Source organism: Flavobacterium sp. CFS9 (genome assembly GCF_041154745.1).
Classification (GTDB): domain Bacteria; phylum Bacteroidota; class Bacteroidia; order Flavobacteriales; family Flavobacteriaceae; genus Flavobacterium.
In genome coordinates, this window is record NZ_AP031573.1 from 1,175,358 (window position 1) to 1,198,639 (window position 23,282).

Sequence of the window (23,282 nt, forward strand, 5' to 3'; positions counted from 1 at the left end):
CTATCTTAGATATTGTTGTAAAAATCAATTGTTTCTCCTTCTTGTACTTGTACAATTGCTTTTTTAATAGCATTTGTCTTTCCACTGATTAAACCACTTTTAGTGTATTTTGTAGTTCTGTCCGGTCTTACGTTCATCGTGTTAACTGAAACGATAGTTACTCCATAAGCAGCTTCAACAGCTTTCTTAATTTGAACTTTGTTTGCTTTTTTGTCAACAACGAATCCGAAGCGGTTTAAAACTTCACTTTCTTTGGTTACTTTTTCTGTTACTATAGGTCTAATTATGATACTCATACTCCTATTATTTACTTAAATTTTCTTCGATTAACTCCAAAGAACCTTCTAAAAGCACTAAATTGTTAGTGTTTAAAATAGCGTAAGTGCTTAATTCTGAGCTAGTTACGACATTAGAAGCCTTTAAATTGCGTGACGACAAATATACATTTTTATTCGTCTCTCCCAACACAAATAGAGATTTTTTATTTTCTAACCCTAAAGCTTTCAAAACATTAGTGAAATTTTTAGTGTTTGGCGTTTCAAAATTAAAGTCTTCAAGAACGATAATATTCGACTCTTTTGCTTTGATTGAGAAAGCTGATTTTCTTGCCAATCTTTTCAAGCCTTTATTCAATTTAAATGAATAACTTCTTGGTCTTGGTCCGAAAATTGTTCCACCACCTTTAAACAATGGATTTTTGATACTTCCCGCACGAGCTGTACCAGTTCCTTTTTGTTTTTTAATCTTACGTGTACTTCCTGTCACTTCAGCTCTTTCTTTAGCTTTGTGAGTCCCTTGTCTTTGATTAGCAAGATATTGCTTTACATCAAGGTATACAGCGTGATTGTTTGGCTCAATTGCGAATACTGAATCAGAAAGTTGAACTTTTCTTCCAGTATCTTTTCCGTTGAAATCTAATACTTTTACTTCCATTACTTCTGAATGATTACATAAGAGTTTTTGTGCCCAGGAATACATCCTTTAACAACAAGCAGGTTCTTTTCAGCCACTACTTTTAAAACTCTAAGGTTTTGAACTTTTACATTGTCTCCTCCCATTCTTCCAGCCATACGCATTCCTTTGAATACTCTAGACGGATAAGAAGAAGCCCCCACAGAACCTGGTGCTCTTAAACGGTTGTGTTGACCGTGAGTTGCCTGTCCAACACCACCAAATCCGTGACGTTTAACAACCCCTTGAAAACCTTTACCTTTAGACACACCTTGTACATCTACAAATTCTCCTTCAGAAAAAATAGAAACATCAATAAGATCTCCTAATTTTTGCTCAGTTGCAAAATCTTGAAATTCAACGACTTTTTTCTTAGCAACAGTTCCAGCTTTTTTAAAGTGACCTAAAGCCGCTTTAGTGGAATGTTTCTCGTTTTTGTCATCGAAACCAAGTTGCAACGCTTCGTACCCGTCAACACCTTTGGTTCTGACTTGGGTAACAACGCATGGTCCAGCTTCGATTACTGTACAAGGAATGTTTTTCCCGTTTTCGTCGAAGATACTAGTCATGCCGATTTTCTTACCAATTAACCCAGACATAAATATTAATTATTAATTACTAAAATTCCCTTCAATTTGAAAATAACAGAAATTTCCAAACAGGGAGTGCAAAAGTAGATATTAAAATTGAATATACCAAACAGTTAGAAAAATTAAATCGCTCATTATCAAAAACCAAGCATCAAAACAACATCAAAAACAACCCTAATCTTTCCTAAAATTGAAAACATTTTTTACATTTTTAATCCATCCACGCTTAACAATTAATTAATAAAACCACAACAAAAAACACCCGAATCACCTTAAAACAAAGGGCTTTATAAAAAATTAAAAGAGATAAAAAAATAAAAAACAACTCAAAACCACACCTTAAAAAAGACATTATTTTAAAACAAAAAAAGCGAGACATTTCTGACTCGCTTTTTATATAAAAAATATAAAAAAATTATACTTTTATCTCTACTTCAACCCCACTTGGCAATTCAAGTTTCATTAAAGCATCAATAGTTTTAGATGAAGATGAATAAATATCAATTAATCTCTTGTATGACATTACTTCAAATTGCTCTCTCGCTTTTTTGTTAACGTGCGGAGAACGTAACACAGTGAAAAGTTTTTTGTGCGTTGGCAATGGAATTGGACCTGTTACAACTGCACCAGTAGTTTTTACTGTTTTTACGATCTTTTCAGCAGATTTATCTACCAACATGTGATCGTAAGACTTTAGTTTTATTCTGATTTTTTGACTCATTTTCTTAAGAATTAAGCGTTACCTTTTGCTTTTTTAATTACCGCTTCTGAAATATTAGAAGGCGTTTCTGCATAGTGAGAAAACTCCATTGTTGAAGTAGCTCTACCTGAAGACAATGTTCTCAATGTTGTAACATATCCAAACATTTCAGATAAAGGCACATCAGCTTTAATAGTTTTAGCCCCATTTCTGTCACCCATATCATTAACCTGACCTCTACGACGGTTCAAGTCACCTACGATATCACCCATGTTTTCTTCAGGAGTAATAACCTCGATTTTCATGATTGGCTCCAAAATAACAGCTCCGGCAGCACGTCCTGATTCTTTATACCCCATTCTTGCAGCTAATTCGAAAGAAAGAGCATCAGAATCCACAGGGTGGAAAGATCCGTCTAATAAAGTCACTTTTAAACTATCAACAGCGTATCCAGCTAATGGACCTGTTTTCATAGCCTCACGGAAGCCTTTTTCAACAGCAGGAATATACTCCTTAGGAACGTTACCTCCTTTTACCTCATTAACAAACTGTAATCCAACAGGAACTTTACCATCAACTTCATCAGCAGGCTCGATTCTAAATACGATATCACCGAATTTACCACGACCTCCAGATTGTTTTTTGTAAGTTTCTCTATGCTGAGCAGATTTTGTAAACGCTTCTTTATACTCAACCTGAGGCTCACCTTGATTAACCTCTACTTTGAACTCACGTTTCATACGATCAACTAAGATATCCAAGTGAAGCTCACCCATACCAGAAATAATAGTTTGACCTGAAGCCTCATCAGTTCTTACAGTAAACGTTGGATCCTCTTCAGCTAATTTTGCCAAAGCCATACCCATTTTATCAACGTCAGCTTTAGTTTTAGGCTCGATAGCGATACCAATTACCGGATCAGGGAATTTCATAGATTCCAAGATAATTGGATTCTTCTCATCACATAAAGTATCTCCAGTTTTAATATCTTTAAATCCTACAGCAGCTCCAATATCTCCAGCCTCAATAAATTCAATTGGATTTTGTTTGTTAGCGTGCATTTGGTAAATACGAGAAATTCTCTCCTTGTTACCAGAACGAGTATTTAAAACATAAGAACCAGCATCTAAACGACCAGAGTAAGCACGGAAGAAAGCTAAACGACCTACGAATGGGTCAGTAGCAATTTTAAATGCCAAAGCAGCAAACGGCTCTTTTACATCTGGCTTACGCAAGATTTTAGTTTGATCTTCTTCTAATAAATCAGCATCATCAGGGTGAATTCCTTCAATACCTTCTTTATCCAAAGGAGATGGTAAATATTTACAAACTGCATCTAACATGAACTGAACTCCTTTGTTTTTGAAAGAAGAACCTGCAAGCATAGGAATGATTGCCATGTCGATTGTAGCAGCTCTTAAAGCGTTGTTGATTTCTTCCTCTGTAATAGAGTTCTCATCTTCCATGTACTTATCTAAAAGATTTTCATCATAAGTAGCAATTTCTTCGATAAGAATAGAACGGTAATGCTTAACATCATCAACCATATCAGCCGGGATATCAACAATATCAAAAGTAGCTCCCTGAGTTTCATCATGCCATACAATAGCCTGATTTTTTACTAAGTCAACGATACCCTTGAAATCAGCCTCATCACCAATAGGCAAAGTAATTGCAACCGCATTCGATTTCAACATATCTTTAACCTGCCCACAAACCCCAAGGAAGTTAGATCCCTGACGGTCCATTTTGTTTACGAATCCCATACGAGGAACTCTATATTGATCAGCAAGCCTCCAGTTAGTTTCAGACTGAGGCTCAACACCATCAACTGCACTAAATAAGAAAACTAAACCATCCAATACACGTAAAGAACGATTTACCTCTACAGTAAAGTCAACGTGCCCAGGAGTATCAATAATATTAAAGTGGTAAGGCAATGATTCCGGAAGCACTTTACCTTGCTCTGTTGGAAAATTCCAAGTACAAGTCGTAGCAGCAGAAGTAATTGTAATACCTCTTTCCTGCTCTTGTGCCATCCAGTCCATTGTTGCAGCACCATCGTGTACCTCACCAATTTTGTGTGACTTTCCAGTATAAAAAAGAATACGCTCAGTAGTTGTTGTTTTACCAGCATCAATATGAGCAGCAATTCCGATATTTCTTGTATATTTTAAATCTCTAGCCATTTCTTTACGAATTAAAATCTAAAGTGAGAGAATGCTTTGTTAGCTTCTGCCATTTTGTGAGTATCCATTCTTTTCTTAACCGCAGCACCTTCTTCTTTAGCAGCTGCTAAACATTCTGACGCTAAACGTTGTGCCATAGATTTTTCATTTCTTCTTCTTGAATAAAGTATTAACCACTTCATTGCCATAGAAATTTTTCTGTCTGGACGAATCTGCATTGGAATTTGGAATGTAGCTCCACCTACTCTACGGCTACGTACTTCTACGTGAGGCATAACGTTTGTTAAAGCATCTTTCCAGATTTCTAATGAAGTTTTCTCATCATTTTGCTTTTTAGTTTCGATGATATCAATTGCATCATAAAATACTTTGAAAGCTGTAGATTTCTTACCATCCCACATTAAGTTGTTCACGAAACGTGTTACCAATTGGTCATTAAACCTTGGATCTGGTAAAAGTGGTCTTTTCTTTGCCGCTCTTTTTCTCATGTCTTTTTTTTAAATAAAAAGTTATAGGTTATCCGTTAAATGTTATGTGTTACAGACTTCAAGCTTACACTTACAATCCCAACCCTTAACTCCTAACCTCCAACTCTTAACGTTTTAAATTACTTTTTTGCTTCTTTTGGGCGTTTAGCACCGTACTTAGATCTTCTTTGCGTTCTTCCTGCAACTCCTGACGTGTCAAGCGCTCCACGAACGATATGATATCTAACACCTGGTAAATCTTTTACCCTTCCACCTCGCACTAATACTATCGAGTGCTCTTGTAGATTATGTCCTTCTCCTGGGATGTAAGCATTCACCTCATTACCATTTGTCAAACGTACACGCGCAACTTTACGCATTGCAGAGTTTGGTTTTTTTGGTGTAGTAGTGTAAACACGCGTACAAACCCCTCTTCTTTGAGGACAAGAATCTAAAGCAACCGATTTACTCTTCTTAGTGATCTGAGTTCTTCCTGTTCTTACTAATTGTTGAATTGTTGGCATAATTAATACTAAAAATTATTATGTTTATTAAATTCCCGCTTTTTACGGGGTTGCAAATGTATAAAATATTTTTCACTATACAAACGTTAAATCATTAATTTTCAACAACATTATTTATACATATGATTTTACAAACAAACAATAGATATTTGTAATACTTTTAATTAATGAAACAATTGCTTTTGAAACCGCTTTTACCCCTCTTCTTTTTTCTAATCAGCATTTCTTCTTATGCTCAAAACCTTCATTTACAAATTAAAGGAACTAATCAAACCGAAACACTAATTATTGATTCACTAGATTATTCAGAAAACCATACTAACATAAAATCACTTTTCGAAGAAGTTAAAAATGTATCTGAAAAATTAACCAAACGGGGATATCTCGACCATACCATACTTGAAACAACAAAAACAAATGATAGTACTTTTATCTCCAAAATCGACTTAAAAAACAAAACGAAAGAAGTCCATATACATATAGGAACGAATCACAGTCCTTTTGACGAAGCAAAAATCAAAAATGACACTTTAATTCTAACCTATGAAGAACTGGAAAATTACCTACACCAAAAAACATTAGATGCCGAAAAAGCGGGTTTCGCCTTAAACAAACTAAAGCTTGAAAACTTACAAAAAAAAGGCTCAGTTATATACGCAGACTTAAATTACAAATCCGAAAGAAAACGTGTCGTGAATTCCATTATTCTAACACAAACTGATCAGACAAAAAGAGATTATTTTCCAAAAGGACACCTAAAACAGCTTAAAAAGAAATACCTAAATAAGACTTTCAATCAAGAAACTATAAAACAATTATACAGCGACATCAATGCATTTGAATTCACCTCTCAAACCAAATATCCGGAAGTACTATTTACAAATGACTCCACAAAAATATACATATACATAGAAAAAAGACTAGCCAATACTTTTGACGGTTATATTGGCTTTTCTAATGATGAAAACAAAAAAACAACCCTGAACGGATACCTGGATTTATCATTATTAAACACTCTTCATGCTGGCGAACAATTTTCATTGTACTGGAAAAGTGACGGAAATCAGCAAAAAACCTTCAATACTAAAATTGAAATCCCTTATATATTTCAATCCTCACTAGGCATCAAAGCGCAATTAAACATTTTTAAACAGGATAGTACTTTTCAGAACACTAAAACCGCAATTGATCTGGGTTATTTCTTAAACTACAACACCCGACTGTACTTAGGCTATCAATCGACAGAATCGAGCGACATTCAAAACACCAACAACACCACAATTAGCGACTACAAAAACTCCTATATCACCTCTACCCTAGAGTATAAAAAATTAGATTACACCCAAAGTTTATTCCCCAAAAAAGCCACTCTTAACCTCCTTTTGGGCTACGGAAAAAGAGATACCAACAACAGCCCCAAAACTGCCGAAGCAAGTAAGCAATTCTACACCAACTTTAACTTGACCTATAATTTTGAGCTCAACAAAAAAAATTTCATCTACATAAATCCTCAAATTCTTTATCTGAAAAGCCAAAACTACATAACCAACGAATTGTTTCGATTTGGAGGAACAAACTCTATACGAGGTTTTATAGAAAATAGCCTACAAGGTAATTTTGCCTCAATGTTACTTACGGAATACAGATACAAAGTTTCAAATAATCTATATATTAACTCCATTATAGATTTTGCTTTTTACCAAGATTTAACCAATAATCAGACTCCAAACGAAATAAAAAATTTAACAGGAATTGGATTCGGCACAACAATACAAACCACAAGCGGCCTACTTAGAATTAATCTCAGCAATGGCGCGGGAAACATTAAGGAAATTCAATTATTTAACACTATTGTCAGTATATGTTACAATGTTAAATTTTAACTCTGTGAGAAAATTCCACAACACAACACTAGGATTATTAACAAATTATTATGAATATTGTAAGACTAATTCAAAATAATTACAAAAATGAAACCAAAGTTCAATGGATTTTTAGTACTACTTTTAGTACTATTCGCGCAGTTAACCTTTGCGCAAGAAAGAGCCGTTTCGGGAACTGTTACTGATGATGCAGGTATGCCACTACCAGGTGTAAGTGTACAAATCAAAGGAACCAAAACCGGCACACAAACCGATTTTGATGGTAAATACACCATCAAAGCAACATCAAGTCAAATTTTAGTATTTAGCTACATCGGCATGAAAACGCAGGAAATTGCCGCAAGCTCATCACAAGTAAGCACGAAACTGTCCGGAGACGCTCAACAATTGGAAGGCGTTGTAGTAACCACGGCGATGGGTATTAAAAGAGAAAAAAAATCTTTAGGTTATGCTTCTCAACAAATTTCAGGAAAAGATGTTAACGGTGGAGCAGGAAGCACCAACGTTTCCAATTTATTATCAGGTAAAGCCGCAGGTGTAGAAGTTCAAAGAAACAACAACTTCGGAGGTTCTACAAACGTTGTAATCAGGGGTAATAAATCACTTACCGGAAATAACCAGGCTCTTTGGGTTATTGACGGGGTGCCAATTGACAACTCCAACTCAAACGTTTCTTCACAACAAGTTGGTGGCGGTGGTTACGATTACGGTAACAATGCTTCAGATATCAATCAGGAAGACATCGAAAGCATCAACATCCTTAAAGGAGCTGCTGCAACAGCATTATACGGCTCCAGAGCTGCAAATGGAGTTGTAATGGTCACTACTAAAAAAGGTAAATCAGATAACAAAATTGGGTTTTCGTTCTCAAGCGGATTCACAAACGGGAGTGTCGACAAATCAACTTTTCCTAAATACCAAAACAGATATGGATCAGGATATGGTTTCGGATCGTCCTTTTTAGGAACAGGTACTCCAGACACTGTAGACACTTCAAATGACGCATCTGACGGAGATGCTTTTAACAATCAACCAGTTTACCAATGGGATGCTTTTACACCATTTTCTCCAAACTACGGAAAAGCCACCCCTTGGACAGCTGCAAAAAACGGCCCTATCACTTTCTTTAATAATGCACATACATTCGTTAACAGTATTGCATTAGAGAAATCAACCGACAGATCAAGCTTATCTTTAACCTATGTAAACACAAATCAAACTGGTATTCTTCCAAACAGTGAATTGAAAAAAAATCAGATAAGTGCAAGATTTAGCCAAAAAGTTACCGATAAACTTACTGCTAATGCTTATGCTGCCGTTACACTACAAAGTACTGTTGGTAGAAACTCAACAGGTTACAACGATAACATTATGGGCAACTTCAGACAATGGTGGCAAACCAACACTGATGTTCAGGCACAAAAAGATGTTTACTTTGCATCAGGCGGTCAAAACATAACATGGAACTGGACGGATCCAACTGACCCTTCAGGTCTTACACCAGCATACTGGGACAATCCTTATTTCACACGTTATCAAAATTATTCTTCTGATGACAGAACCCGTTTATTCAGCTACGCTTCCCTTAATTACGAGATCACCCCTTGGTTAAGCGCATTAGGAAGAGTATCTCTTGACACTTACAAACAACTTCAGGAAGAAAGAAGAGCTGTCGGATCAATTTCTACAGGATTTGGTCTTTCTCCGGTAAACGAATCTTCAGGGTATCAAAGAAACGACATCAACTTTCAGGAAATCAACTATGATTTCATGTTAAACTTCAACAAAAAGATTGGTGAAGACATCAGTTTAAATGGAGTAATTGGAACCAACATCAGAAGAAACAAAAGAGACAATGTCCTTTCTTCAACAATTGGAGGCTTAGTTACACCTGGAATATATGCTTTATCTAACTCACGCTTAGATTTACCATTTCCAAAAGAAGCCAAAGTATCATCCGGTGTTAACGGAATCTACGCACAGGGGTCTATTGGCTATTTAGACACTTATTTTATAGATGCTTCCATTAGGAGAGATGTGTCTTCTACTTTACCTGACAATAACAACTCTTATGTTTACCCAGCAGTTTCAGGATCATTCCTTTTCTCAAACGTAGTAAAGGCAGACTGGTTAAATCTTGGAAAATTCAGAGTAAACTATGCTGAAGTAGGAAATGATGCAGATGCGCTTCAACTAAACAATACCTACACAAGAGTTCCTAATTTTCAAGGACAACCTCTTTACACAAACTCTTTATTACTTCCATTCCGTAGTATCAACAAAAATCCGGACCTTAAACCAGAAAGAACAAGATCTTTTGAGGTTGGTTTAGAAACAAGTTTATTAAACAGACGTCTAGGATTTGACGTTACCTACTACAAAACAAATTCAGTTGACCAGATCGTTGCGGCAGCAGTATCTTCAGGATCCGGCTTTACAAATGCACTTGTTAACGGTGGAAATATCGAAAACAAAGGTTTTGAGATTCAATTAAACGGAACTCCAATTAAAACAAAAGACTTTAGCTGGGAAATAATTGTAAACTGGTCAAACAACAGAAGTAAAGTTATCACATTACCAAATGGACTTGACAACCTTCAATTAGGTGCATTCCAAGGTGGTGTTACAGTTAACGCTGCTCCTGGCGAAGCTTATGGTGCCCTAAAAGGAACCGATTTCGTTTATACAAACGGACAACCTACAATAGATCAAACTACAGGAAAGTACATGATCACTACATCTTCAAGCAACACAATCGGAAATATTACTCCGGACTGGATTGGTGGTGTTAGAAATAAATTTACTTACAAGAATTTAACTTTTGGATTCTTAATTGACACTCAAAAAGGTGGAGACATCTTCTCATTAGACATGTACTATGGACTTGCTTCTGGATTATATAAAGAAACAGCTGTGGGAGACATTAGAGAAAATGGTCTTTTAAATCCTGGAGTTGCTCCTAACGGAACTCCAAACACTGTAAAAACAAAAGGCGGATCAATTGCGAACAGCATGGGATACCAAGCTGCACCAAACAAAGCTTTTATTTATGACGCCTCATTTGTTAAACTTCGAGAAGTATCTATTACTTACAATTTTCCTAAAAGCATGTTCGAAAATACATTCATAAACTCGGCATCAGCAAGTTTAGTTGGTTCGAACTTATGGATAATTCATAAAAACCTACCATACGCAGACCCAGAAAGTGGACTATCATCAGGAAACAGCTCAAGAGGCTATTCAGTTGGATCACTTCCAACTACCAGAGATATTGGTTTTAACTTAACATTCAAATTTTAATACAGAACAAAATGAAAAAAATACTATATGCATTAGGAATCATGCTTCTCACAGTTTCATGTGACGACAGCAGCCTAACAGACTTAAATGTAGATGCAAAAAACCCTTCTGTAGTACCCCCTAGCACTTTATTTACAAATGCTGAAAAAAACTTAACAGAGCAACTTGTCAACACCAATGTAAACAGAAACATATTCAGACTAGTAAACCAACAATGGACTGAAACTACTTATTTGGATGAATCTAATTACAACTGGGTAACCCGTAAAATTTCAGACAATCACTGGGACAGACTTTATGCAGGGCCACTTGCCGATTTATCTCAGGCGAAAGGCTTCCTGGAAAAAGATGTAATCTCACCTACAGATCCTGAATTTACCCAAAAATCAATAGTTAAAAAGAATCAGTTGATCCTTATTGATATACTAATGGTTTATACCTACCAAATTTTAGTAGACACTTTTGGAGATGTTCCTTACTCAGAATCCCTAAAAGGATCGGGAGACTACCTCCCTAAATATGATAAAGCTGTAGACATCTACAAAGATTTAATTGTACGTTTAAACAAAGACATCGCCGGATTAGACACTTCGCATTCAGCTTTTGGTTCTGCTGAAGTTATCTACAAAGACGACCTGACTGCCTGGGTTAAATTTGCCAATAGCATCAAACTAAAATTAGGAATCAACTTAAAATCATCTGGTCTTGAGTCATCTATTGCAGACGCAGCAATCATCTCTGGTGCAGCGGGCGGATTTACATCAAATGCTGATAATGCGAAACTTCCTTATATGTTAGATCTTCCAAACACCAACCCACTCTATGTAGATATGGTATTTTCAGGAAGAAATGACTTTGTTGTAGCAAAGCCATTTGTAGACAAATTGGTCGCACTAAATGACCCAAGAAAAACACCTTATTTCAGACCAACTTATAAAGACACAAATGCTGCAGGCGACCTGATCACAGTAACCGGTTATAGAGGCGGAATTGTTGGAGCAAAAAACACACAAAACAGATTCACCCATGCAAGTGACAAAATTAAAGCTCCGGACTTTAGTGGTACTTTATTGGATTATGCCGAAGTAGAATTCTTATTAGCTGAAGCAGTAGGCAGAGGAGTTGCTGTTGGAGGCACCATAGCCTCACATTATAATGCAGCAATTCTGGCTTCTATGGAAGACTGGGGAGTTTCATCGGCAGATGCAAATGCTTATCTTGCTCAACCAGCCGTAGCTTACGCAACAGCTACAGGAACCTGGCAGCAAAAAGTAGGAGAACAAGCATGGTATGCATTGTTCAACAGAGGATTTGAAGGCTGGACATCAACAAGAAGATTAGACTTCCCTGTTCTAACCGCACCAGCAAGTGCAGACGCAGCAGCTGAAGGAAAGGTACCATCCAGAATGGCATACCCTATTAGAGAACAGACATTAAATGCAACAAATTACAATGCTGCATCAACTTCTATCGGAGGAGACAAACTAAGCACGAAGATTTTTTGGGATAAATAAGAAATACCAAAAAATAACATAATTTAACACAAAACCACCTCGTATAGGGGTGGTTTTTTTATTGAAAACGCAGAAAAAACTGAAATTCATCGTCCATCTTATAAAATTTAACATTTTATTCAGCAGGTACAAACTAAATTATCCATTGCTTTTTAAGTAAAAAAATAATAATTCCTCATTTTTGAATGCATTTTAACGATAAAAAAATAACTCCTGTCAGCAAAAATGCCGTTTCGCTGAAAAAAAAACTTTTTTGATTAGGTATATTAACTAATTATTAAGATTTTTGTCGGACTAATTCAAAATATTTAAAAATGAAACTAAAGTTCAATGGATTCCTAGTACTTTTCTTAGTACTAGTTGCGCAACTTACGTTCGCGCAAGAAAGAGCTGTTTCTGGAACAGTTTCTGACAATACAGGAATACCTTTACCAGGTGTTAGTGTATTAGTTAAAGGAACTAAGACAGCAACGCAAACAGATTTTGATGGAAAATACACTATCAAAGCAGCACCAAATCAAGTATTAGTTTTTAGCTACATTGGGATGAAAGCTCAAGAAGTATCAGCTAGTTCTACTACTGTTAATGCAAAATTAAAAGACGATTCAGTAGAATTGGAAAGCGTAGTAGTTACAGCCTTAGGTGTTAAGAAAAGTGCACGCGCACTTGGATACGCTACTCAGGAAGTAAAAGCTGCAGACATCACAAGAGCAAACAACAACAGTCTTGCCGGAGCTTTACAAGGTAAATTAGCGGGTGTATCTATTACTCCTTCTAGTGGTGCGCCTGGAGCTTCTTCTCAAATCATAATTCGTGGTGCGCGTTCTTTCACAGGAAACAACACACCTTTGTATGTTATTGATGGTATGCCTGTAGCATCTCAACCTGATTTCGGTACTGGAAACGGTGTAACCGGAGCGGATATTGCTAACAGAGCTGTGGATATTGACCCTAACGAAATTGAGTCTATCAACGTTCTAAAAGGACAAGCTGCATCTGCTTTATACGGATTAAGAGCTTCTAATGGTGTAATTTTAATTACTACAAAAAGCGGTAAAAACCTAGCACAAAGCGGGAAGCCTACTATTACTTTCAACACTTCTACAAGTTTTGAAACCATTTCAAAAAAACCAAGTACTCAAAACGAGTATGCACAAGGTATAAATGGAAAATTTGATCCAAACTCTTCAATGAACTGGGGTCCAAAAATCTCTGAATTACCAAATGATGCAACTTACGGAGGAAACGTCGCTAACGCATTAAACGGCGGAACTCTAAGACCAGGTCTTTACTATGTACCACAAAGAGCAAAAGCTGGATTAGACCCATGGGTTGCACCTCGCGCTTATGACAATATTGGTGATTTCTTCAAAACAGGATTCACAATCAATAATACTTTAAATGTTGCTCAGTCAACTGAAAAAACAAATTACTCTTTTGGAGTAGGAAACTCTAAGCAAGACGGTATCATCCCTGAAACAGGAATGAGCAGATATACTGTAAAAGCACTTGTAGACACAAAGTTAAACAACGAGTGGAAAACTGGTTTCTCTTTTAACTACGTTCAAACTAAAATCAACAAAAGTTCAGCTGCAAATGACGGGGCTATTGTTGGTGTATTCGGAGGTCCAAGAAGTTACGACTTAAAAGGAATTGGTTACGCTAATCCTTCAAACCCATACGATCAAATCTATTACAGACCAGGTGTTTTCAACAACCCTTACTGGGCTGCTAAAAACAATGAATTCAGCGAAAAAACAAACCGTGTTTACGGTAACGCTTACATTCAGTACTCTCCAATTATCAGTGAAAACGGAAGTCAAAAACTTACTGTTAAGTATCAAGCAGGTGTAGACTCTTGGACTACAAACTACAGAGATATTTTTGAATTTGGAAGCAAACTTGATCTTTCAGGACAAACTAGTAGTGCACACCTTTACGGTACAACTAATGATGTTATCAACTCTTTACTTACAGTAAACTACAACTTGAACATCACTAATGATTTTAACTTAAATGTTTTGGTTGGAAACGAGTACAATCATCAAAACACTAAAGAATATGATGATCTTGGAACAGCTTTCAACTTTGGAGGTTTCCCAACTATCACTAACGCAAGAATCGTAACAGCTTCAGAATACCGCAGACAAATTCGTACTGTTGGTTTCTTCGGTAATGCTGAGTTCTCATACAAAAACATGATTTTCTTAAGTGGTACTATCCGTAAAGATATTGCATCTAACATGCCAAGAAATAACAGAGATTTCGTTTACCCATCTGCCTCTTTAGGTTTTGTGGTAACTGAATTGGAAGGTTTAAAAGGAAGTTCAGTACTTTCTTACGCTAAACTTAGAGGATCTATTGCTGAAGTAGGTCAAGCTGGAAACTACGTTGGTAACTCTTTCACAACACCAAGTTACTCAGGCGGATTCTGGTCTGGAAACCCAGTACAGTACCCATTAGGAGGAATTAGCTCATTTATTCCTAGCAACGTACAATACGATCCAAACTTAAAACCACAAAATACAAAATCGTATGAACTTGGGGTTGACTTAAAATTCTTCAACAACAGAGTTGGAATTGATTATACTTTCTCTAAACAAAATTCAACAAATCAAATCTTCAATGTTCCATTATCAGGTTCTACAGGAGCAAATTCTCTTGTAACAAATGGAGGAAAAATGCGTAATGACGTACACGAATTAAGTTTATTCGTTAATCCGGTTCGTACTGCTGATTTCAACTGGACATTTAACGTAAACTACTCTCAAATTGATTCTTACGTAGAGGCATTAGCAAACGGTGTAGACAACATCTTCCTTGGAGGATTTACTACCCCACAGCTTAGAGCTAGCGTTGGAGATCGTTTCCCAGTTATCTACGGTACAGGATACTTAAGAGATGCTAACAACAACATCGTTGTAAACGCTCAAGGTCTTCCACAAGCTGACGGTAAATTAAAAGTATTAGGAGAAGTTGCACCTAAATTTACTTTAGGAGGTTCTACACAATTCACTTACAAAAGAGTATCTTTAGGAGCAGTTGTAGATTGGAAAAATGGTGGAAAAATGTACAGTGGATCTAACAACTTAATGAACTTTTACGGTGTAGATGCAAGAACAGCAGACAGAACTTCTCAGTTTGTTTACCCAGGTGTTAAAGCTGACGGAACTCCAAACGACATCGTTAGAGGTGGTGCAGCAGATCCAAACGGAGCTCAACAATTACAAGCAGCTTTAAATGGTATTGCAGAATCTGCAGTATTTGATGCAAGTTTTGTAAAATTAAGAGAGGTTACTTTAGGATACCAATTCCCTAAATTATTAGACAACGCAGTAGACATCAAAGCTTCTGTTTTCGCAAGAAACATCTTGTTATGGTCTAAAATGCCAAATCTTGATCCAGAAGCAACACAAGGAAACAACAACTTTGCTGGTGGATTCGAACAATGGTCAATGCCACAAACTAAGAGCATTGGTTTTGGATTGAACTTTACATTTTAATTAAAAAAAATCAAATGAAAAATATAAAAATAACACTAACAGCTTTAATGGCTACGTTCTTATTCCAAGCTTGTTCTGAGGACAAGATGGACGAAATAAATAAGAATGTGAACAATCCGACAGAGATGGCTAGCCGCTTAATCATTACGGATGTTATGGTGAATTCTGCCTTCACAGTAACTGGTGCTGATGCTTCATTTTACGCAGGTATCTACTCTGAGTTAAGTGCAGGAAATCACAATCAAATGTACAATGCTCAGATTAGAAGAGCTGATCCACAATTATCTTCAACTTACAATAACGGCTGGAACAATAGCTACAGACAATTATTGAATTTAGGAGTGATTATTGACAACTGTACAACTGGTAAAGAAAAAGGAAATTTCCAAACATTAGGTGTAGCACAAATCTTAAAGGCTTACAACTTAGCGATCCTTACCGATCTTTTTGGAGACGTTCCTTACACTGAAGCTGTAAAACCAGGAGTAATTTTTCAACCAAAAGTTGACAAACAAGAAGCTATTTACCAAGACATCTTTAAAAACCTTACTGAAGGTATTGCTAACTTGAACAAAACTTCAACTTATGCAACTTTAGGTGTTCAGGATCCTATTTATGGTGGAAATTCTGCTAAATGGATAAAAGCAGCAAACGGATTATTAGCAAGATACACTATGAGATTATCTCTTAGAAAAGCGGATTACCAAGGTGTAATTAACTATGTAAATGCTTCTTTCGCAGATGCTAGCGACGAATTAAAACTTGTAAATGGTGGTGTTCCAAATCCTTTCGCAAGATTCGAATTAAACAGAGGAGCTATTTGTGTTGCTAAAAGTTTCTACGACACTATGGTTGCTAACGGACCTGCAGATGCTCGTACAGCTTCTTTCTTTACAAAAAAGGCTGGTGTAGTACTTCCTTTTGACAATTCAAAAGAAGATGTTGAAGCTCAAGGCAGATATTCTATCTCAGCTCTTATGAGCGAGGCAAACGCAATCTACTTATTAAGCTACCACGAATTATTGTTCTTGAAAGCTGAAGCACAAGCGAGATTAGGTTTACCTGAAGCACAAACAACGATGAATGCAGCTATTAAAGCAGCTTACGCTAAAAAAACAGCTGTAGCATTTACACCGGCGCAAGCAGATACCTACATTGCTTCTATTGGAGCTTTAACCGGTAATGCCTTGTTGAAAAAAATCATGGTAGAAAAACACATTTCTTTCTTTGAAAATGAAGGTATCGAATCTTATAACGACATCAGACGTTTACAAGCAATGGGTAATGGAGACCTTATTCCTATGGTAAATCCAAAACCTGAATTGTTTCCACAAAGATTTGCTTACGGTCAATCTGACGTTGCTTCAAACACAAACGTTAAAGAACTATACGGAGACGGTTCTTATGTATACAAAGAAAAAGTTTGGTGGGCTGGAGGTACTAGATAATAGTATTCTTTAATTCCAAAACAAACCCTAAGAAGGGCACTTATCTTGAGATAAGTGCCCTTCTTTTTTTTTATAAAAACATACAAAATCTATAAACAGGTAAAGAATCTGCCTCATCCTCCATATTAAAAAAAAACTTAAATATCGTTTTTAAGAGAATACCAAACACCCCAAACACCTCCTCTTAAGTTTATCTCACAAAATTTTAACATTTTTCAGCATTGTCGTATTTCAAACAAAAATCCTTCAACACCGCATAAACACTGACTTTTTAACATCAAAAAAACACATCCTGCAATAAAATACTCTACATTCCCAAAAAAAAAGCTTTTTATATTAGGTCGTTTAACAAATAATTAAGATTTTTACCAGACTAATTCAAAACACATAAAAATGAAACTAAAGTTCAATGGACTCCTAGTACTTTTATTAGTACTAGTAGCGCAACTTACTTTTGCGCAAGAAAGAGCTGTTTCTGGAACAGTTTCCGATAATACAGGAATGCCTTTACCAGGTGTTAGTGTATTGATCAAAGGAACAAAAACAGGGACACAAACAGACTTTGATGGTAAATACTCTATCAAAGCTTCTTCAAACCAGGTTTTGGTATTTAGCTACATCGGGATGAAAACTCAGGAAGTAGCCGCCACCTCTTCTGCAATTAATGTAAAATTATTAGATGGTGCCGCACAACAACTGGAAAGTGTTGTTGTAACTGCATTCGGTATTAAGCGTAATCCTAAAAAACTAGGATACTCTGTTAGCGAAGTAAAAGCAGAACAAATTACTCAAAATTCAGAACCAGATTTATCAAGAGCTCTTGCAGGAAAAGTTGCAGGGGTTAACATTAATACATCAACTGGTGTTGCAGGAGCTGCCAACCAAATTACCATTAGAGGGGTAAACTCATTAACAGGTAATACAGACCCTTTAATTATCGTTGACGGTATTGCTTACAGCAATGTATCGGTAACTTCAACTAGCCAAATCACTGGAGGAGGTGGATATGAATCTGCTTTATCTTCTTTAGATCCTAATGACATCGCAAGTATCAACGTACTTAAAAGTACTGCTGCTGCTGCACTTTACGGTTCAAGAGCTATGAACGGGGTAATCGTTGTAACCACTAAATCCGGTGCATCTAAACCAAATAAATCACAAAAATTAAATGTAAATGTTGGAATGGGTACTTATTTTGAAACCATAGCCAACTTACCAGACTACCAAAACACTTATGGTTCAGGAGCAAATTTCCAGTACTCAAACGCAAATGGTTCATGGGGACCACGCTTTGACTCAATGGCAACAATCCCTACATGGCCAACATTGCTAGCCGCTTTCCCTGATCAGTTTGGACCTACAGTTCCTTATGTTGCAAAACCAAACAACGTAAAAGACTTATTCAGAACAGGAACAGTGTTAGACAAAACAATCGGTTTTAACTATGCCGGACAAGACGGAACTTTTAATGCTACTATTTCAGATTTACGTCAGGATGGTTACATTCCTTACAACTCTTACGACAGAACCTCTATGTCTGCAGGTGGAAACTTCAAACTAAGTAAAAAATTCACTGTTGGAGCCAACTTAGCGTACTCAAAAACAAAACAAGTAGGAGGTTTCTTTGGAGAAAACCAATTTGCAGGATCTTCTTCTTCATTTGCCAGAACTTTGTTCTTAGCCAGAAACTGGGATTTAAATCTTCCATACGTAGATCCTGTAACAGGTGGATCTGTTACTCCAAACGGAACACAATTCGACCACCCACTTTGGTCTTGGCAACACGACCAGATTATCACTCATACGGATAGAATTGTTGCAGGTATTAACTTAAACTACACTTTCAACGACAATATTTCAGCATCTTACAGAGCTGGTATTAACAAATATTCATTAGCGAGAACTCAGGTTCGTGATCTGGCTTCCAGAGCAAATAATGGATTAGGTAATTTACTTGCTGATAACTACGTAAACCAGGATATTGAATCTACATTCTTATTAAACTTCAATTATGAATTGAATGAGAACTTTAAATTAGCAACTATTGTTGGTAATAACGTATTGCAAAATGAGTATTCAAGACTTGCAAATGAAGGAAGAGAATTCATTGTACCAAACATCTTTACTTTTAAAAACGTTAAAAGTATAGCGAATCTAACGGATGAGCGAGCTATGAAAAGAAATGTCGGAGTATTTGCCGATGTAACTTTATCCTATAAAGATTACCTGTTTTTAAATGCTACAGCCAGAAATGACTGGAGTTCATCTTTACCAAAAGAAAGAAACTCTTATTTCTATCCATCTGTAAGTGCCTCAGCAGTTATAACTGATGCCTTCAATATCCAAAGTGATATTTTAACTTTTGCTAAATTAAGAGCCAGTTTCGCTAAAGTTGGTAGAGATGTACCTGCAGAATTCTTAAAAATATCTTACAACCAAGGACAAGCTTACAATGGCCTTCCTAGAATTGGAAACAATACTTTCCTGGGAGATCAAAATGTTAAGCCAGAATTCTCAGAAGAATACGAAATTGGTACTGACTTAGAGTTTTTCAGAAAACGTATTGTAGTTGATTTGAGTTTGTACTCCAAAACGACAAGAGATCTAATTACTCCTGTAACTGTAGCTTCTTCAACAGGTTTTACTGAATTAAATACAAATGCAGGTTCTATTAGAAACAAAGGTATCGAACTTGGATTAACATTAGTACCTGTTAAAACTAAAGACTTCACATGGTCGTTACTAACTAACTTCACTAAAAACGAAAATGAAGTATTAACATTGAAAGAAGGTTTAGACAGAATTCAACTTAATGCAAACCAAATTGCTTATGCAATTCCAGGACAGCCTTTTGGAGTTTTCTACGGAACAAGATTTGCTCGTGATGCTAATGGAAATTATTTGATCAACAGATCAGGAGGAGCCGTTATTCAAGACCCATCACTTGGTGTTATTGGAGATCCAAATGCTGATTTCAGAGTAAGTTTCGCTAATACCTTTACTTACAAAGCGTGGAGTTTAAGAACACAATTTGACTGGAAACAAGGAGGTGATATCTCTTCTTCTACTATAGAACAATTATTAGGAAGAGGTGTAACCAGAGATACTGAAGACAGAGAGAAAACATTTATTATCCCGGGTTACTACGGAAATAATGACGGAACTCCGATCTTAGATGCTAATGGAAATCAAATTCCAAACACTACTCAATTAAGCATGAATGAGCTTTACTTCTCTCCTGCCGGAGGAAGTACTTTTGGAATAAATTCTGTTGATGAAGCGACAATTTATGACGGAACTGTATTTAGATTAAGAGAGATAAACTTAACTTATGACGTACCAAGTAAAATTCTTGAAAAAACTCCATTTGGAAAAATCAGTTTAAGTTTTATTGCAAACAACCTATGGTATTTTGCACCAAACGTTCCTAAGTATACCAATTTTGATCCTGAAACAACAAGCTACGGTAATTCAACATTACAAGGTATAGAGACTTCAGCTGCTCCGACAGCAAAAAGATGGGGCTTCAAAATTAATTTAACATTTTAATACAAAACGACATGAAATTATATAATTCTATAAAAAATAATAAAACTGCTCTGGTTTTATTATCTCTCACTACTTTTTTCAGTAGCTGCAGTAATTATTTAGATGTTGATAAAGATACAGATGACCCTACAGTTGCCCCGTTAAATTACCTATTAACAAATACGCAAACAACTATTTCTGAACTAGGTGATTTCAACAACAGTACGGGAGACATATTAGCTGTATACACCCATCAAATGACTTCCAGAGAAGAAGAAGATCAATATGGTGTAAAAGTTGACAACATTCCTATGAATAATGACTGGAATACTATTTATTTAGGTCTAAATGATATCGAAACCTTAATAACACAAGCTACTGCATCAGGAGATTTAGTGTATCTTGGTATTGCTCAAATGGAAAAAGCATATATTATGGCATATGCTGTAGATATGTGGGGAGATGTTCCTTATACAGAAGCAACCAAATTAACTTCTGGTAATCTTGGACCAAAATTTGACAATCAAAAAGAAATTTATGCCAGTATTTTTAAATTAATAGATGCTGCAAAAGTTAACTTAAAAAGCAATGCTGGTTTAAAAAAACCAGGTCTTGATGATGTTTTTTATGGAGGTAGCAGTACTAAATGGATCAAATTTGCTAATACCTTTAAACTAAAATTGTACAACCAGGTACGATTAACTTCCGATTTTGATCAGGCAGGATTTAACGCGCTGGTAGCCGAAGGCGATTTCTTCACTTCAAACGCTGATGATTTCCAATTTGCACGTTTCAATTCAATTTCACCTACTAACGAAAGAAACAGGTTGTTTATTGAATCTTACGAGAGTACTCAGTTTGGATCTTACCAAAGCCCATGGATGTATGAAATTTTAAAAGGAGTAAATCCTAACATCCATAACGGTAATCCAGATCCAAGGATGAAATATTACTATTACAACCAATTAAAACCAAACCAATTCCCACCTGATCAAGGAAACACCACTACAGGAAATCCAGGTGCAGATTATTGGGATAAATCAACTGGTTTCGTTAGTATCCGATTTGGAAGTACAGGTCCGGACAGAGATAAAAGTGCTGAAAACACATTCACTTACCCTGGTATCTTCCCTTCAGGAGGTAGATATGATGACGGACAAGGTGGTTCAGTATCAACATTAGCTGCAAAATCAGGAACTGGTATAGCGCCACACAGAATATTAACTTATGACGAATTCTTGTACATTCAGGCAGAGTTAATACAGGTTGGAAAGTTAGCCGGAAGTGCCTCAGCTAAACTTCAGCAGGCAGTTACCGCAAGTTTTGCTAAAGTAGATCAGGTAGTAGCTAAGAGCCAATCACCTCAATTAGCAACAATTCCTGTTCTGACAGGTTCTGCTGCTGTAACTACATTCATTACAAAATTAATGAACGAATTTAATGCTGGTGATGCTACAAAAAAATTAGAAATTATTATGACACAAAAGTGGGTAGGTACTTTTGGTGATCCTGCAGATCAGTATGTTGATTACAGAAGAACTGGTTTCCCTGTATTAGCAAACCCGCTTAGCACCACAAAAGAATACCAGCTGAATAACAATGATGCTTTCCCTCTGAATGATTCTCAAACTGTACTGAATAATCCATTTCAGCTATCATGGTATTGGCCACAAGTAGAGCTAAACTCTAATGCTAATGCACCAGCTCAGAAAAACCCAGGTACTTATAAAATCTTTTGGGATCTTTAATCATTAAAAAACGAATAAAATGAAAAATATAAAACTAATATTCACATCAATGCTATTTTTACTAATAGCGTTCTCATGTGATGACGATGGAGGAACATCAAATATTGGCGCCATAGAAGGAGCTACTCCAAACATTAACAAAGTTGCTACATCTGACCAGGGTATAAACATTGTTGCACTGCAAAATGGCGGAGATGTAAATCTAGGATTAACATTACAAGTTGCTACAGGCGACATTACTTCTATGGATGTTGTCGCATTTTTCACCAAAAACGGTGTTGTTTCAAAAGCGACATTACAAGCAAATGTTACGACTTTTCCAGCACAATTAAAGTATACTAAAGCGGAGTTAATCAAGGCATTCCCAGCATTTGCAAGTTTTGGTCTTAATGACAAACTGGTAATTTCTGCCGATGTTAAAACCAAAGATGGAACTGTTTTGAAAATGATCGCAGATAACGGCCAGCCACTTTATGGAGCCGATGTTGCCAATTCAACACTATGGAAAGTTGTACAAACTTACACAGCATTGTGTCCATTAAATGATGCTTCACTTTTTAATGGAAACTATAAGGTAACAGCAGATACATGGGAAGATTACGCTCCTGGTGATATTGTACCAGTAGTATATAATCTAGCAAATGGTAAATATGTATTTAGAATATTAAATACAGCAAATCCATACGTGATAAACTCAAGTACTTCTTACATAATCGGTACTATAAACCCAGCCACAAACACTGTTACAGTAACCAGCAATGAACCATGGAATTATGGTCCGGGAGCAGTTTACACTGTGACAGGAACTGGTAACGTTAGTTCATGTACCGGAGACATTAACTTAAAAATTAGATTTAGTGGATCAGCTGAATATACACTCAATTTAGTTAAGGCAAATTAGTAAAAGTTTAATTAGATTTATTTTATATCAAAACCA

15 protein-coding genes are annotated in these 23,282 nt (G+C 36.2%); 8 read left to right on the top strand and 7 right to left on the bottom strand.

All coding sequences use genetic code 11. The features are described 5' to 3' along the window. Window positions 1–5: 5 nt before the first annotated feature. From rplW to rpsL, 7 genes are all read right to left on the bottom strand, one after another. On the bottom strand, window positions 6–296 hold the full coding sequence (rplW, locus tag ACAM30_RS05210; RefSeq protein ID WP_017495018.1) for a 50S ribosomal protein L23: 291 nt from the start codon (window positions 294–296) through the stop codon (window positions 6–8). A gap of 7 nt (window positions 297–303) precedes the next feature. Beyond that, a complete protein-coding gene (gene rplD / locus ACAM30_RS05215; protein WP_369617531.1) occupies window positions 304–933 on the bottom strand; it encodes a 50S ribosomal protein L4 in 630 nt (209 codons plus the stop codon). Then, entirely contained in the window at window positions 933–1,550 is a 618-nt protein-coding gene (rplC, locus tag ACAM30_RS05220) for a 50S ribosomal protein L3 (RefSeq protein WP_369617532.1), read from the bottom strand. The genes rplD and rplC overlap by 1 nt, the downstream gene beginning before the upstream one ends. A gap of 406 nt (window positions 1,551–1,956) precedes the next feature. After that, complete coding sequence (gene rpsJ, locus ACAM30_RS05225) at window positions 1,957–2,262, bottom strand: 30S ribosomal protein S10 (protein WP_007803605.1); 306 nt, start codon at window positions 2,260–2,262, stop codon at window positions 1,957–1,959. A gap of 11 nt (window positions 2,263–2,273) precedes the next feature. Then, window positions 2,274–4,430 carry an elongation factor G gene (gene fusA, locus ACAM30_RS05230; protein WP_369617533.1) on the bottom strand — a complete coding sequence of 719 codons (2,157 nt, stop codon included), beginning with the start codon at window positions 4,428–4,430 and terminating at the stop codon, window positions 2,274–2,276. An 11-nt stretch (window positions 4,431–4,441) separates the two neighbouring features. Next, a complete protein-coding gene (rpsG, locus tag ACAM30_RS05235; protein WP_026727879.1) occupies window positions 4,442–4,918 on the bottom strand; it encodes a 30S ribosomal protein S7 in 477 nt (158 codons plus the stop codon). A 119-nt stretch (window positions 4,919–5,037) separates the two neighbouring features. Continuing rightward, window positions 5,038–5,421: a 30S ribosomal protein S12 gene (gene rpsL, locus ACAM30_RS05240; protein WP_007136570.1), complete on the bottom strand. Its 384-nt coding sequence runs from the start codon at window positions 5,419–5,421 to the stop codon at window positions 5,038–5,040. Between the two features lie 167 nt (window positions 5,422–5,588). Here rpsL and ACAM30_RS05245 point away from each other — a divergent pair, with 167 nt between their 5' ends. The 8 genes from ACAM30_RS05245 (at window position 5,589) to ACAM30_RS05280 (ending at window position 23,246) form a co-directional block, all read left to right on the top strand. After that, window positions 5,589–7,304 (top strand): hypothetical protein, encoded by a 1,716-nt coding sequence (locus tag ACAM30_RS05245; protein ID WP_369617534.1) that lies wholly within the window; start codon window positions 5,589–5,591, stop codon window positions 7,302–7,304. Between the two features lie 87 nt (window positions 7,305–7,391). Further along, window positions 7,392–10,604: a SusC/RagA family TonB-linked outer membrane protein gene (locus tag ACAM30_RS05250; RefSeq protein ID WP_369617535.1), complete on the top strand. Its 3,213-nt coding sequence runs from the start codon at window positions 7,392–7,394 to the stop codon at window positions 10,602–10,604. Window positions 10,605–10,615: 11 nt separating this feature from the next. Continuing rightward, on the top strand, window positions 10,616–12,118 hold the full coding sequence (locus tag ACAM30_RS05255; protein ID WP_369617536.1) for a SusD/RagB family nutrient-binding outer membrane lipoprotein: 1,503 nt from the start codon (window positions 10,616–10,618) through the stop codon (window positions 12,116–12,118). 314 nt (window positions 12,119–12,432) lie between these two features. Further along, window positions 12,433–15,621, top strand: coding sequence for a SusC/RagA family TonB-linked outer membrane protein (locus tag ACAM30_RS05260; RefSeq protein WP_369617537.1), 3,189 nt, complete (start codon window positions 12,433–12,435; stop codon window positions 15,619–15,621). Between the two features lie 14 nt (window positions 15,622–15,635). After that, entirely contained in the window at window positions 15,636–17,069 is a 1,434-nt protein-coding gene (locus ACAM30_RS05265) for a SusD/RagB family nutrient-binding outer membrane lipoprotein (RefSeq protein ID WP_369617538.1), read from the top strand. Window positions 17,070–17,462: 393 nt separating this feature from the next. Further along, complete coding sequence (locus tag ACAM30_RS05270; protein WP_369617539.1) at window positions 17,463–20,618, top strand: SusC/RagA family TonB-linked outer membrane protein; 3,156 nt, start codon at window positions 17,463–17,465, stop codon at window positions 20,616–20,618. An 11-nt stretch (window positions 20,619–20,629) separates the two neighbouring features. Then, window positions 20,630–22,345 (top strand): SusD/RagB family nutrient-binding outer membrane lipoprotein, encoded by a 1,716-nt coding sequence (locus tag ACAM30_RS05275; RefSeq protein ID WP_369617540.1) that lies wholly within the window; start codon window positions 20,630–20,632, stop codon window positions 22,343–22,345. Between the two features lie 19 nt (window positions 22,346–22,364). Further along, entirely contained in the window at window positions 22,365–23,246 is an 882-nt protein-coding gene (locus ACAM30_RS05280; protein ID WP_369617541.1) for a hypothetical protein, read from the top strand. The last annotated feature ends 36 nt before the right edge of the window (window positions 23,247–23,282 follow it).

What these genes read in the sequence shown, in the direction of transcription:
- rplW (WP_017495018.1), bottom strand. Translation starts at nt 296, where the DNA reads ATGAGTATCATAATTAGACCTATAGTAACAGAAAAAGTAACCAAAGAA.
- rplD (WP_369617531.1), bottom strand. Translation starts at nt 933, where the DNA reads ATGGAAGTAAAAGTATTAGATTTCAACGGAAAAGATACTGGAAGAAAA.
- rplC (WP_369617532.1), bottom strand. Translation starts at nt 1,550, where the DNA reads ATGTCTGGGTTAATTGGTAAGAAAATCGGCATGACTAGTATCTTCGAC.
- rpsJ (WP_007803605.1), bottom strand. Translation starts at nt 2,262, where the DNA reads ATGAGTCAAAAAATCAGAATAAAACTAAAGTCTTACGATCACATGTTG.
- fusA (WP_369617533.1), bottom strand. Translation starts at nt 4,430, where the DNA reads ATGGCTAGAGATTTAAAATATACAAGAAATATCGGAATTGCTGCTCAT.
- rpsG (WP_026727879.1), bottom strand. Translation starts at nt 4,918, where the DNA reads ATGAGAAAAAGAGCGGCAAAGAAAAGACCACTTTTACCAGATCCAAGG.
- rpsL (WP_007136570.1), bottom strand. Translation starts at nt 5,421, where the DNA reads ATGCCAACAATTCAACAATTAGTAAGAACAGGAAGAACTCAGATCACT.
- ACAM30_RS05245 (WP_369617534.1), top strand. Translation starts at nt 5,589, where the DNA reads ATGAAACAATTGCTTTTGAAACCGCTTTTACCCCTCTTCTTTTTTCTA.
- ACAM30_RS05250 (WP_369617535.1), top strand. Translation starts at nt 7,392, where the DNA reads ATGAAACCAAAGTTCAATGGATTTTTAGTACTACTTTTAGTACTATTC.
- ACAM30_RS05255 (WP_369617536.1), top strand. Translation starts at nt 10,616, where the DNA reads ATGAAAAAAATACTATATGCATTAGGAATCATGCTTCTCACAGTTTCA.
- ACAM30_RS05260 (WP_369617537.1), top strand. Translation starts at nt 12,433, where the DNA reads ATGAAACTAAAGTTCAATGGATTCCTAGTACTTTTCTTAGTACTAGTT.
- ACAM30_RS05265 (WP_369617538.1), top strand. Translation starts at nt 15,636, where the DNA reads ATGAAAAATATAAAAATAACACTAACAGCTTTAATGGCTACGTTCTTA.
- ACAM30_RS05270 (WP_369617539.1), top strand. Translation starts at nt 17,463, where the DNA reads ATGAAACTAAAGTTCAATGGACTCCTAGTACTTTTATTAGTACTAGTA.
- ACAM30_RS05275 (WP_369617540.1), top strand. Translation starts at nt 20,630, where the DNA reads ATGAAATTATATAATTCTATAAAAAATAATAAAACTGCTCTGGTTTTA.
- ACAM30_RS05280 (WP_369617541.1), top strand. Translation starts at nt 22,365, where the DNA reads ATGAAAAATATAAAACTAATATTCACATCAATGCTATTTTTACTAATA.